Annotated in this window: 10 protein-coding genes; 7 read left to right on the top strand and 3 right to left on the bottom strand. The window is 69.7% G+C overall.

The features are described 5' to 3' along the window. Window positions 1-39 precede the first annotated feature (39 nt). Window positions 40-1,464, bottom strand: a complete 1,425-nt coding sequence (locus ACWZJV_RS19630; protein WP_457178018.1) for an aminopeptidase P family protein — start codon at window positions 1,462-1,464, stop codon at window positions 40-42. Between the two features lie 123 nt (window positions 1,465-1,587). Between ACWZJV_RS19630 and ACWZJV_RS19635 the strand changes: the two genes are divergently transcribed. The 5 genes from ACWZJV_RS19635 to ettA all read left to right on the top strand — a co-directional run bounded on the left by ACWZJV_RS19635 (window position 1,588) and on the right by ettA (window position 8,777). Beyond that, entirely contained in the window at window positions 1,588-2,754 is a 1,167-nt protein-coding gene (locus ACWZJV_RS19635; protein WP_457178019.1) for a PrsW family intramembrane metalloprotease, read from the top strand. Continuing rightward, window positions 2,751-4,628, top strand: a complete 1,878-nt coding sequence (locus ACWZJV_RS19640; protein ID WP_457178021.1) for an ABC transporter — start codon at window positions 2,751-2,753, stop codon at window positions 4,626-4,628. The genes ACWZJV_RS19635 and ACWZJV_RS19640 overlap by 4 nt, the downstream gene beginning before the upstream one ends. A gap of 27 nt (window positions 4,629-4,655) precedes the next feature. After that, window positions 4,656-6,308, top strand: a complete 1,653-nt coding sequence (locus tag ACWZJV_RS19645) for a GTPase family protein (RefSeq protein WP_008363432.1) — start codon at window positions 4,656-4,658, stop codon at window positions 6,306-6,308. A 180-nt stretch (window positions 6,309-6,488) separates the two neighbouring features. Then, window positions 6,489-7,013 (top strand): single-stranded DNA-binding protein, encoded by a 525-nt coding sequence (gene ssb, locus ACWZJV_RS19650; RefSeq protein ID WP_457178023.1) that lies wholly within the window; start codon window positions 6,489-6,491, stop codon window positions 7,011-7,013. An 81-nt stretch (window positions 7,014-7,094) separates the two neighbouring features. Next, the gene (gene ettA, locus ACWZJV_RS19655; RefSeq protein WP_196875386.1) at window positions 7,095-8,777 is read left to right on the top strand and encodes an energy-dependent translational throttle protein EttA; all 1,683 of its coding nucleotides are present in this window, start codon (window positions 7,095-7,097) and stop codon (window positions 8,775-8,777) included. An 87-nt stretch (window positions 8,778-8,864) separates the two neighbouring features. Here ettA and ACWZJV_RS19660 read toward each other — a convergent pair whose 3' ends face one another. Next, on the bottom strand, window positions 8,865-10,190 hold the full coding sequence (locus ACWZJV_RS19660) for an MFS transporter (RefSeq protein ID WP_457178026.1): 1,326 nt from the start codon (window positions 10,188-10,190) through the stop codon (window positions 8,865-8,867). 218 nt (window positions 10,191-10,408) lie between these two features. Between ACWZJV_RS19660 and ACWZJV_RS19665 the strand changes: the two genes are divergently transcribed. After that, window positions 10,409-10,888, top strand: a complete 480-nt coding sequence (locus tag ACWZJV_RS19665) for a MarR family winged helix-turn-helix transcriptional regulator (RefSeq protein ID WP_008363436.1) — start codon at window positions 10,409-10,411, stop codon at window positions 10,886-10,888. Window positions 10,889-10,954: 66 nt separating this feature from the next. Here the strand turns inward: ACWZJV_RS19665 and ACWZJV_RS19670 are convergent, their stop codons facing one another. Then, entirely contained in the window at window positions 10,955-12,169 is a 1,215-nt protein-coding gene (locus ACWZJV_RS19670; RefSeq protein ID WP_457178028.1) for an acetyl-CoA C-acetyltransferase, read from the bottom strand. Window positions 12,170-12,303: 134 nt separating this feature from the next. On the opposite strand from ACWZJV_RS19670, the gene ACWZJV_RS19675 reads away from it, so the two are divergent. Continuing rightward, window positions 12,304-13,146 (top strand): acyl-CoA thioesterase, encoded by an 843-nt coding sequence (locus ACWZJV_RS19675; RefSeq protein WP_457178030.1) that lies wholly within the window; start codon window positions 12,304-12,306, stop codon window positions 13,144-13,146. Window positions 13,147-13,148 lie beyond the last annotated feature (2 nt).

Consider the following 13,148-nt stretch of genomic DNA (forward strand, 5'->3'; position numbering starts at 1 on the left):
CAGTGCTGCTCGACTGAGTTGCCTCGGTCAGCATTCACGTCACAGATACTGGCCCATCCACGCCTCGACGTCGTCGGCGGTCCGGGGCAGGCCCTTGGACAGGTTCACCGAACCGTCGGCGGTGACGACGATGTCGTCCTCGATGCGGATGCCGATGCCGCGCAGCTCCTCGGGGACGAGCTTGTCCTCCTTCTGGAAGTAGAGGCCCGGCTCGACGGTGAGGACCATGCCCTCCTGCAGCGGTCCCTCGATGTAGGCCTCCTTCGACGCGGAGGCGCAGTCGTGGACGTCGAGGCCGAGCATGTGGGAGACGCCGTGCAGGGTCCAGCGGGAGTAGGTCTTGTTGTCCTCGGAGAGCGCCTCGTCGACCGAGACGGGCAGCAGACCGAGGTCGTCGAGGCCGTGGGCGAGGATCTCCATCGCGGCGAAGTGGCCGGCCCGGAAGGTCACGCCGGGGCGGATCGCCTCGATGCCGGCCTGCTGGGCCTGGTAGACGAGCTCGTAGAGGTTGCGCTGCAGCGGCGTGAACTTCCCGGAGATGGGGAGCGTGCGGGTGATGTCGGCGGTGTAGAGGTTGTGGCCCTCCACACCCATGTCGAGCAGCACCAGCTCGCCGGGGACGATCGGGCCGTCGTTGTCGATCCAGTGGAGCGTGGTGGCGTGCGACCCGCCGCCGACGATCGAGTCGTAGCCGAGGTCGTTGCCCTCGGCGCGCGCGCGGCGGAAGAAGGTGCCCTCGATCCAGCGCTCGCCGTGCTTCAGCACCTGGTCCCACTCGCGGACCGCGTCGGTGAAGCCGCGCACGGTGATGTCGCAGGCCTCCTGCAGCTCGCCGAGCTCCCACTCGTCCTTGATCAGGCGCAGCTCGGAGAGCGCCTTGGCGAACTCCTCGTCGCGGCCGCCCCCGGCCGGGCCGACCAGCTTGTCGACGTCGGCCGAGACGCCCCGGAGCACTCGGGTCGGGGTGCTGCCGGAGAGCGCGGACTCGAGCTGGTCGACGTGGCGTACCTCGATGCCCAGCGAGTCGGAGAGCTCACGGGCCGAGGGACGCGCACCGGCCCAGAGCGCGCCGTACTGACGGTCGCGGAAGAACTCGTCGGTGTCGCGACCGCTGCGCGGGCGGGCGTACAGCACCGAGCTGCCGTCGGGCTCGATCACCACGACGGCGTCGGAGGTCTGGTTGCCGGTCAGGTGCACGTGGGCGGTGTCGGCGCGGAAGCGGTAGTCGGTGTCGTTGGCGCGGACCTTGTAGGTGCCGGCCGGAACGACCAGGCGCTCGCCCGGGAAGATGCCCGCGAGCCGCTCCCGGCGCGCGGCCGCCCACGGCGTGATCGGATGCTCGGGAACCTCGACCTCGCGGTCGTCCCAGCCCTCCCTCATGAAGTTGGACCAAGCTTCCGGAACCGGCTGGTCGTGGCTCTCGGTGTGGTCTTCTGCAGGGGTGGGGGCGCCGTTGTCCGTCATATGGGAATCGTACGCCGCGCCGTGCCGACGACGCTCGTGAGTTCCCTGGCCACGGGGCCCGTGAGGGTGTCCGAACGGTGTCTGGTCGCACGTGCGGGCCGGACGCCCGATAGTCTGGCGCGCATGGGGGCGATCCCGAAGGATCCGACAAGAAGCAGCCGCACGTTCACCATCGTGGTGGGCGTGCTTGTCGTGCTGACCTCGTTGCCCGTGCTCGGGGTCGTTCTGCTGAGCACGAGCGTGGTCGACGACCAGCTCGCTCCGACCGGCGCCATCCTCGGGGTGCTCTTCGCGGCCGTCCCGGTGGTGCCGCTGGTCTACGCCTTCCTGTGGCTGGACCGCTACGAACCCGAGCCGAAGTCGCTGCTGGCGCTCGGCCTGGGGTGGGGCGCCTTCATCGCGGTGGCAGCGGCGCTGATCGTGCAGAGCGTCGGGGCGCTGCTCGCCGGGTGGAGCGAGGCTACCCAGCTGGCGATCGTCGCGCCGGTCACCGAGGAGGCGGCCAAGGGGCTGTTCCTCTTCGTGCTGCTGTTCTGGCGACGCCATCTCCTCGACGGCGTGCTGGACGGGATCGTCTACGCCGGCATGGTCGGCATCGGCTTCGCCTTCACCGAGAACATCCTCTATCTCGGCGGCACCTACAACGGCACGCCCGGCATGGGCGACAGCTCGGCCGGACACATCGGTGAGTTCACCGTCGTCTTCGTGATGCGCTGCCTGTTCAGCCCGTTCGCCCACCCGCTCTTCACCGCCTTCACCGGCATCGGCATCGGCGTCGCGGTGGTGACCCGCAAGCGCTGGCTGAAGGTGGTCGCGCCGCTCCTGGGCTACGCCGTCGCGGTGCTCACCCACGGCACCTGGAACGGCTCGACGCTGCTCTTCGACGGGGCCGGCTTCCTGCTGGCGTACGTCGTGCTGATGGTGCCCGCGTTCGTGTCGATGGTGGTCTTCGCGATCTGGCGCCGGAAGTCCGAGCGCATCGTGCTGACCCGGTCGCTGACCGATGCGGCCCAGCGGGGGCTGATCCCCTACACCGACATCGGCTGGGTGGTCGATCTGCGGCGGCGGGAGCAGGCGCGGAGGTTCGCGTCGACCCACGGAGGGGCTCAGGGGGTTGCGGCGATGCGTGAATACCAGCAGGCTGCCATCGAGCTCGGATACTTGCACTGGCGATTCCTGCGCGGCAACCCGCCGCCAGACTTCGCCGCCCGGGGGAGGGCATACGTTGACCGCATCAGTGAGGTACGTCCGCACATCGCGTTCCCGAGCGGACAGGTGATGACAGGATGACCGAGGACCAGGCACACGACGACATCGCTCCGGACATCGCTCCGGACATCGCTCCGGGGCTGGGGCCGACCGCCTACGAGGCGCAGACGGCGGGGATGCTCGCCGAGAAGCCGACCACCGAGTTCGAGGCCGCCCGGGCGGCGATCCTGGCCGCCGGCGGCGAGAGCAATCGGATGGTCACCGCGCTGGTGAAGCTCCACCAGGCGCTGACCGAGGTCACCCTCCCGCTGGACCTGCCCGGCGCCGAGGAGCAGCGCGCGGCCCGGCAGACCATGGTCGAGCAGCTCGAGGACTACATCATCCCGCGGATGATGACCATCGACGCGCCCATGCTCGCGGTCGTGGGTGGCTCCACCGGTGCCGGCAAGTCCACGCTGGTCAACTCGCTGGTCGGTGCCAAGGTGACCACGCCGGGGCTGCTGCGGCCGACGACGCGCTCGCCGGTGCTGGTGCACAACCCGGAGGACGGCCGCTGGTTCGGTCAGGACCGCCTGCTTCCCGAGCTGGAGCGGGTCGACCACCCGACCAACGACCCCGGTGCCCTGCAGCTGGTCGCCAGCGACCGGCTCCACCCCGGCCTGGCGATCCTGGACGCGCCCGACGTCGACTCGGTCGAGGAGGCCAACCGGGTGCTCGCGGCCGAGCTGCTCGCCGCGGCCGACCTGTGGATCTTCGTCACCTCGGCCGCGCGCTACGCCGACCAGGTGCCGTGGGAGTTCCTGCAGCTCGCTGCCAACCGCTCCACCGCGGTGGCCGTGGTGCTCGACCGCACCCCGACCGAAGCCGTCCAGACCGTCGCCGGCCACCTGGCCCGGATGCTCGCCTCGCGCGGCCTCAAGGACTCCCCGCTCTTCATCGTCCACGAGGGCGAGGTCTCCGAGAAGGGGCTGCTGCCGGCCGAGCACGTCGCCGAGGTACGCGCCTGGCTCGACATGCTCGCCGACGACGCCACCGCCCGACATCAGGTCGTCACCCAGACGCTCGACGGTGCGGTGCGGGCGCTGACCCTCGAGGTCCACCCGATCGCCGACACCGCGGACGGTCAGGGAGAGGCGGCGCGGCGGCTGCGTACGGATGCGGACATGGCCTACGACGAGGCGCTCAGGTCGATCATGGCGGCGACCGCCGACGGCACGCTGCTGCGCGGCGAGGTGCTCGCCCGCTGGCAGGAGTTCGTCGGCACCGGCGAGATCCTCAAGGCGCTCGAGAGCCGGGTCGGGATGATCCGCGACCGGATCCTGGGCTCGATCAAGGGCAAGCCCCAGCAGGCCGAGCGGGTGACCGCGGCCGTGCAGGGTGGCCTGGAGATGCTGATCCTGGAGCAGTGCGAGGCGGCCGCCGAGAGGGCCGAGGCCGCCTGGCAGATGAGCCCGGCGGGACGCGGGCTCCTGGCAGCCGGCCCCGCCGACCTCGGCCGGGCCTCGCGCGCGCTGCGGCCCAAGGCCGAGCGCGCGGTGCGCGACTGGCAGCAGGACGTGCTCGACATGGTCCGCAGCGAGGGCCAGGACAAGCGTACGACTGCGAAGTTCCTCTCCTACGGGGTCAACGGCCTCGGCGTCGCGCTGATGGTGGTCGTCTTCGCCTCGACCGGAGGAGCGCTCGTCGGTGCCGAGGTGGGCATCGCCGGCGGCACGCTCCTCCTCGGTCAGAAGCTGCTGGAGGCGGTCTTCGGCGATCAGGCCGTGCGCGGGCTGGCCTCCAAGGCGCGCAAGGCGCTGGAGGTACGCATCGTGGGGCTCGTCGACGAGGAGCGTGCGCGCTACACAGGACAGGTCGACGCGCTGCAGATCGATCAGGGTGCACCGGAGCGACTGCGGCACGCCGCGCGTAAGGTCGGCGACGCCCGGTTCGCCAGCCAGCGCGGCGACGACTGAGACTTGTCAGGGACTTAAGGGGGATCATTGAGCGGCCTGCTCGAAGGTGCGAAGAACCTGGTCAGCCGGGGTGGAGACCTCGGTGATCGACTGGACGGACTGACCGCTGCGACCACCGCCGCGACGGGACGCCTCGACGACGGGCTCGTCGAGGAGGCGCGCACCGTGGTCAACAAGGCGCAGGGACGCCTGAAGCTCTCCGCCGACCACACGGTCGTCGGGGTGGCCGGGGCGACCGGGTCGGGCAAGTCGTCCACGTTCAACGCCCTGACCGGGCTGGAGCTCTCCGCCGTCGGCGTCCGCCGGCCGACCACGTCGTGGGCGACCGCGTGCGTGTGGGGTTCGGAGGGCGCTCAGGAGCTGCTCGAGTGGCTGGGCATCCCCGAGCGTCACCAGACCACCCGCGACTCGATGCTCGACACCCGCCGCGAGGGGCACGAGCTCGACGGCGTCGTGCTGCTCGACCTCCCCGACCACGACTCCACCGAGGTCTCCCACCATCTCGAGGTCGACCGCCTGGTCGAGCTCGCCGACATGCTGGTGTGGGTGCTCGACCCGCAGAAGTACGCCGACGCGGCCATCCACGACCGCTACCTGCAGCCGCTCCGCACCCACTCCGAGATCATGGTCGTGGTGCTCAACCACATCGACCGTGTTCCCGAGGACCGTCGCGAGTCGATGCTGGGTGACGTACGCCGGCTGCTGGACCAGGACGGGCTGCGCAACGTCCCGGTGATCCCGGTCTCGGCCAAGCTCGGCTGGGGGATCCCGCAGCTCAAGACCGAGATCGCCCAGCGGGCCGCGGCGAAGCGCGCCAACAAGTCCCGGCTCTCGGCCGACATCAGGTCCGCCGCGGTCAAGCTCGCCAAGGCCTCCGGCGACGCCAAGCCGCGCTCCCTGGCCAAGCCGCGCGTCGAGGCGCTCGAGGACGCCATCGCGGAGGCCGCGGGAGTGCCGACCGTGGTCGACGCGGTCGAGCGTTCCGTACGCACCCGGGCCCGTGCGGCCACCGGATGGCCGCTGGTCTCGTGGGTCTCCCGGCTGAAGCCGGACCCGCTGAAGCGGCTTCACCTCGCGCTGGGCGAGGAGGCGACCCAGCTGGCCGGGCGCGCCCGGACCTCGCTGCCGCAGACCACCGCGGTCGAGCGGGCGAGGGTCGACACCGAGGTGCGTCAGCTGGCCGACGAGGCCGGTGCCGGCCTCGCCTCGCCGTGGCGCGACGCGATCCGGCGGGCCTCGGTCTCGCGGATGGGCGACCTCGCCGACAGGCTCGACGCCTCGGTCGGCGGTGTCGACCTCAACGCCGAGCGACTGCCGCTGTGGACCGGGCTGGTCAAGGCGCTCCAGTGGCTGCTGATCATCGTCGCCGGCGTCGGGCTGGTGTGGTCGGTGGCGCTGCTGCTCTCCGGGGCCGCCCAGGTCGGAGAGGTGACGCCTTCGGTCGCCGGGGTCGAGCTGCCCTACGTGATGCTCATCGGAGGCGTCGGGCTCGGGGTGCTGCTGTGGTGGGTGTGTCACCTGCTGGTGATCAGCACCGCCCGGCGGCGGGCGCGGGTGGCCGATGCGCGGCTGCGTACGGCGGTCGCCGAGGTCTCTCGCGAGCTCGTCGTCGACCCGATCGAGACCGAGCTGGCGGCCTACACCGCGCTCCGGCACGGGGTGGCCAAGGCGCTGCGCTGACCTGGAGGTCGGGCGGGTAGGTCCGCCTGACCTCTTGTTCGGGCCGATCACCGTCCACAGGGACGGTTCGATCCGGGGTTGTCCACAGACAGACGTACGCCGCCCGGAACTGTCGGTGGTCGAGCGCAGGGTTGTCTCCGAGGCCCGCACCAGGCGGGCGCGAACACTGAGGAGACAACGATGAACGACTCGATCATCACCCTGCGCGGCTACGTCGGCGCCGACCCCATCGTGCGCAGCGTCGGTGAGGTGTCGGTGGCCAACTTCCGGATCGCGTGCACCCCGCGGAAGTTCAACCGGGCGTCCGGGGAGTGGAGCGACGGCGTGACCCAATGGTTCACGGTGAGTGCCTGGCGCCAGCTGGGGGAGAACGTCGGTCGCTCCCTGCGCAAGGGCGACCCCGTCGTCGTCCAGGGCCGGCTGACGGCCCGCAGCTACGTCAACAAGGACGGTCTCGAGGTCAACACCTTCGAAGTCGAGGCGAACGTCGTCGGCCACGATCTCAACCGCGGCATGACCAGCCTCTCGCGCAACCCGCGTTCGTTGGCCGCGGTCGCCGCTCCGGCCCCCGAAGCCGGCGACGACCCCGAGCACGACCCGATCGCCGACTGGCGTGCGCCCGGATCGGACCCGTGGGAGGAGAAGCCTGCGACCGCCGACGACGCAGAGGAGACCGCCGAGACGGAAAGCTCCGTGGCGGCCTGAGGTGGGTCGGGCCGCGTGCCGGGTCGGCGGCGGGGTGCGCCGGTTGTACCGGCGTGCCTCTCCCTCATTAGGGTGGGCCCCATGGCCGACTACATCCTCTCCCTGCGCAATGTGCGCAAGGCCCATGGCGACAAGGTCGTCCTCGACAACGTCACTCTCTCGTTCCTGCACGGTGCCAAGATCGGCGTCGTCGGCCCGAACGGCATGGGTAAGTCCTCGCTGCTCAAGCTGATGGCGGGGCTCGACCACCCCAACAACGGCGACATCGTCCGCGACCAGGACGCGACCGTCGGGATGCTCCAGCAGGAGCCGCCGCTGACCGAGGGCAAGACCGTCCTCGAGAACGTGGAGGAGGCGGTCGGCGAGATCAAGTCGAAGATGAAGCGCCTCGAGGACGCCTACATGGAGATGGGCGACCCCGACGCCGACCAGGACGCCCTGATGGCGGAGACGGGTGAGCTCCAGACCTACCTGGACAACATCAACGCGTGGGACATCGACTCCAAGCTGGAGCAGGCGATGGACGCGCTCCGCTGCCCTCCGGGCGACGCGATCGTCGACAACCTCTCCGGTGGTGAGCGCCGCCGGGTCGCCCTGTGCAAGCTGCTCCTGCAGGAGCCCGACCTGCTGCTGCTCGACGAGCCCACCAACCACCTCGACGCCGAGTCGGTGCAGTGGCTGGAGGGTCACCTGAAGACCTACAAGGGTGCCGTCCTGGCCGTCACCCACGACCGCTACTTCCTCGACAACGTCGCCGAGTGGATCGCCGAGGTCGACCGCGGCTCGATCCACGGCTACGAGGGCAACTACTCCACCTACCTGGAGACCAAGAAGGAGCGTCTCAAGGTCGAGGGCCTCAAGGACGCCAAGCGCGCCAGGATGCTCGAGAAGGAGCTGGAGTGGGTCCGCTCCAACGCCAAGGCTCGCCAGACCAAGTCGAAGTCGCGTCTGGCTCGCTACGAGGAGCTGGCCGCCGAGGCCGACAAGGCCCGCAAGATCGACACCGCCGACATCAACATCCCGCCGGGCCCGCGCCTGGGTGACGTGGTGATGGAGGCCAAGGGCCTGACCAAGGGCTTCGAAGGTCGCACGCTGTGGGACGACATCTCGTTCTCGCTCCCGCGCGCCGGCATCGTCGGCGTCGTCGGCCCGAACGGTGTCGGCAAGACCACCCTGTTCCGGATGATCACCGGCTCCGAGACGCCCGACGCCGGCGAGCTCAACGTCGGCCAGACGGTGAAGATCTCCTACGTCGACCAGAGCCGCGGCGGCATCGACCCCAACAAGAACGTCTGGGAGGTCGTCTCCGACGGCCTGGACTTCATCAAGGTCGCCAACTTCGAGATGAACTCGCGGGCCTACGTCGCCTCGTTCGGCTTCAAGGGTCCCGACCAGCAGAAGAAGGCCGGCGTGCTCTCCGGTGGTGAGCGCAACCGTCTCAACCTGGCGCTCACCCTGAAGCAGGGCGGCAACATGCTGCTGCTCGACGAGCCGACCAACGACCTCGACGTCGAGACGCTCTCCTCGCTCGAGGACGCGCTGCTCGACTTCCCCGGCTGCGCCGTGGTCACCTCCCACGACCGGTGGTTCCTCGACCGCGTCGCCACCCACATCCTCGCCTGGGAAGGCACCGAGGAGAAGGAGGGCGAGTGGTTCTGGTTCGAGGGCAACTTCGAGTCCTACGAGGCCAACAAGATCGAGCGTCTCGGTCCTGAGGCCGCCCGTCCCCACCGCGTCACCCACCGTCGCCTCACCCGCGACTGATCAAATCCCTGCCGACTCGGCGCGTCTGTCTCGTACGGACGCGCCGAGTCGACGCGTTGTGACCGAACCCCGTGCCGAGTCGGCGCGTTATGACGAGCCGACTCGGCCGGCGTCGGGTTCGGTTCGAGCCGACTCGGCGATCAGGGCGGGACGTACGCCGTTCACGGCGGGAGTGATCCGGCGCTCGAGTCGCAGCGAGCCGGCGACGATCCCGAGGCAGCCGACCACCATCAGTGCGATGAACACCGTCGACTGGCCGTGCTCGAGCAGGAACCCGGCCAGGATCGGGCCGACGATCGCCCCGGTCTGGAACGACGCCGAGTTGATCGCGTTGTAGCGCCCACGCAGATGGTCGGGAGCCATCTCGTTGGTCAGCGCCGGGAACGCCGACTGCATCAGCGTCTCGCCCAGCGCGAAGAACAGGCCCTGGAAGGCGACGACGCCGACGATGGCGGCCACCGAGCCCGGCACCAGGCCGGTCGCCCCGAACACCGCCCAGGCGACGCCCCAGATTGCCGCGGTGGCGATCAGCACCCGGGTGCGGCGCCGGCCGCTGACCCGGTTCATCACCCAGAACTGGGCGAGCACGATCACCGCGCAGTTCACCACGAACGCGAACCCGACGACCCGCGTGGAGACCTCGGAGATCTGCCGCGAGTAGGCCGGGAACCCGCTCTCGATCTGGCCGTAGCCGAGGGTCGAGAGCAGCACCCCGATCACCACCAGCCAGATGACCTCGGGGCGGCGCAGGATCGTGGCGTACGACGCGGTCGCGTGGGGCTCGTCGGCGGCGGGCCGCGCGGCGCGGCCGTGCAGGTGACGCAGCGGACCGAGCAGGACGAGGGCCGGGATCGTGAAGGTGGCGGCGTTGCCAAGGAAGGCGTAGGTGAACGTCTCGGGCTGGGTCACGTCGATGAAGAGGCCACCGATCACGCCGCCGACGCCGATGCCGAGGTTGATCAGGGCGAAGTTCACGCCGTAGTAGCGCTGTCGGAGCTCACCCTCGACCACCGTGGCGACCAGCGCGTTGGCGGCCGGCCACGACACCCCGGCCTGGACGCCCAGCAGGCCCAGCGCCGCCGCGGCGAGCACCGGTGTGGCGGCGAAGGCGAGGATGATGTCGCCGGCGATCGCGCAGACCAGGCCGCCGAGGATCACCGGACGGGCTCCGTAGCGGTCGATCAGCGAGCCGGCCGGGCCGGTGACCACGAAGCCGACGATGGCGATCAGGCCCATCAAGGTGCCGGCGAGGCCGAGGTCGAAGCCGCGTACCTCGTGCAGGTAGATGATCGTGAACGGCAGTGTCATGCCGCGGCCGAGAAGCTGGATCGCGACCGTCGCCAGGAGCCAGCGGCCCTCGCGCGGAAGGGCGGCTAGAAAGTCACGGAGTCCGAGAGCAGGGGGAGTCGACACCGCACAATCTTCGCCTTTACCTGAATCGGTGGCGAATTGTTTAGTGCGCCTCGCGTCCGCTGGGGCGGGCTAAGGTCCTGGCTGAGTTCTGGCCTTGGTCCCAACCGTGACGGGGCTCTCGTCCCAGGTGTCGATCGGGCGTCCGGTGACGATTTCGTGACCCTTAAATGGGTGCCAGTGCATGGATCGGTGCGGACGCCGGGCTAACGTAATGCCCCGTGGGTGATGAGACTCGGTGGCTGGACGAAGAGCAACAGCGCTCCTGGCGTGCGCTGATGATGGGGATGACCCTGCTCGATGACCGCCTGGATGCCGATCTACGCGCCCGCTTCGACATCTCGCTCCCGGAGTACGAGATCCTCGTACGTCTCTCCGAGAACGACGGTGCCATGCGGATGGCTCAGCTCGCCGACTCCCTGGCTCACTCGCGCTCCCGGGTCACCCACACGATCACCCGGATGGAGCGTGCGGGGCTGGTCGAGCGCCGCAACTCGGCCGAGGACGGCCGGGGCGTGGTCGCCACGCTGAGCGACCGTGGCTTCGCGCTGCTGCGAGAGGCGGCCCACGTCCACGTCACCGGCGTACGCGAGTACCTCATCGATCTGGTCAGCCCGGAGGACTTCGCCGCGCTGGGGCGCGTGATGAACGCCGTCTCGGACCACCTCATCAGCGACCGTCCCGGCATCGAGATGCGCTGACAACCGGGACAGACGCGCCGACTCGGCGCGCTTGCCTGGGGCAGACGCGCCGAGTCGGCGTGGTTGTCAGATGCGCTCGAGGATCATCGCCATGCCCTGGCCGCCGCCGACGCACATGGTGATGAGACCGGTGGTCTTGTCGTGCCAGTCGAGGCTGTTGAGCATGGTGTTCTGCAGGCGCGCGCCGGTCATGCCGAAGGGGTGACCGACGGCGATGGCGCCACCGTTGATGTTGAGGCGGTCGATGTCGATGCCGAGGTCCTGGTAGGACGGGATCACCTGAGCCGCGAAGGCCTCGTTGATCTCGACCAGGTCGATGTCGCCGATCGACATGCCGGCGTACTTCAGCGCGTTGCGGGTCGCCTCGACCGGGCCGAGGCCCATGATCTCGGGGGACAGGCCGGAGACGCCGGTGGAGACGATCCGGGCCAGCGGGGTGACGCCGAGCTCGGCGGCCTTGGTGTCGGACATGACCACGACGGCGGCGGCGCCGTCGTTGAGGGCGCAGCAGTTGCCGGCGGTGACGGTGCCGTCCTCGCGGAAGACCGGCTTGAGCCCGGAGATGGCCTCCAGGGTGACGCCGGCGCGGGGGCCGTCGTCGGCCGAGACGACGGTGCCGTCGGGGGTGGTGACCGGGGTGATCTCGCGGGCCCAGAAGCCGTCGGCGATGGCCTTCTCGGCGAGGTTCTGCGAACGTACGCCGAACTCGTCCATCTCCTGGCGGGAGATACCGCGGGAGGTGGCGAGGTTCTCCGCGGTCTGGCCCATGGCGATGTAGACGTCGGGCAGCAGGCCGTCCTCGCGCGGGTCGTGCCACTTCTCGTTGGAGGCGGCGGTCGCGGCGGTCCGCGACTGGGCGTCGTCGAAGAGGTGGTTGACGGTGTCGGGCAGGTGGTCGGAGGTGCCCTTGACGAAGCGGGACACGGTCTCGACACCGGCCGAGACGATGATGTCGGCCTCGCCGGCCTTGATCGCGTGCAGCGCCATCCGCGACGTCTGCACCGAGGAGGAGCAGTAGCGGGTGATGGTCGCACTGGGCACCTTGTCCCAGCCGTTGAGCACGGAGACCACGCGGCCCATGTTGTTGCCGGACTCACCGCCCGGCAGACCACAGCCCAGCAGCAGGTCGTCGATGTCGTTGGGGTCGAGACCCTCTACCTTCCCGACGGCTTCCTTGGTGATCAGGGCGGCGAGGTCGTCGGGACGGAAGTCCTTCAGAGATCCCTTGTTGGCTCGCCCGATCGGGGTGCGGGCGGCGGCGACGATGACTGCCTCAGGCATGAAGACTCCCGGTTACTGATGAGTAGAGGACTGTGGTCGACACCATACTCGCCCGCCCGCTCCGTGGTGACCAGGCCCAGTGCCCAAGATGGTCTGGAAGGATCGGCCACGTGCGCCACCTCTACGAATGCCCCATGCGCTGGGCCGACCTCGACATGCTCGGCCACGTCAACAACGTCGTCTACGTCGACTACCTCCAAGAGGCGCGCGTGGACATGCTGCGCACGCATGCCCGAAGCCCGCAGACCCAGGGGCTGGCCGAGGGTGTCGTGGTGGCCAGTCACCAGGTCACGTACGTCGCCCCGCTGCTCTTCGACTTCACGCCGGTCTACGTGGAGTCCTGGGTGACCGAGATCCGGGCGGCGAGCTTCACGATGGCCTACGAGATCTTCCGCACCGCGCCGGACGGCACCCGCACGGTCTTCCTGCGGGCGAGCACGGTCCTGGCGCCGTACGTCTTCTCCACCGAGTCGCCGCGCCGGCTCAAGCCGGAGGAGAAGGCCAACCTCGAGCCCTACCTCGAGACCGATCCGGACGGCTGGACGCCGAAGCCGCTGGCCCTGGGTGAGCCGAAGCGCCTCGAGCAGGGCCGCTTCCCGCTCTTCGTCCGGTTCTCCGACGTCGACGCCTACGGGCACGTGAACAACGTGAAGTACTTCGAGTACTTCCAGGAGTCGCGGGTGGCGCTGATGCAGCGGCTCAGGTCGCACCACGGCCTCGACACCTGGCCGTCCGTCGTCGTCGCCCAGACCGACGTCTCCTACCACGCGCCGATCCTCGCCCGCTCCGAGCCGTACGACGTGTGGAGCCACGTCTCCCGGCTGGGCACCAAGTCGATGACGATCGAGTCCGAGATCGCCGACGGCGACCTCAGGCTCGCCCGCGGTCAGGTCACGCTGGTCTTCTACGACCTGGCGTCCGGGAAGGCCGTCGAGCCGAGCGCCGAGGTGCGCGCGGCCATCGAGAGCGTGCTGTAGGC

This window comes from Nocardioides sp. WG-D5, assembly GCF_054031175.1.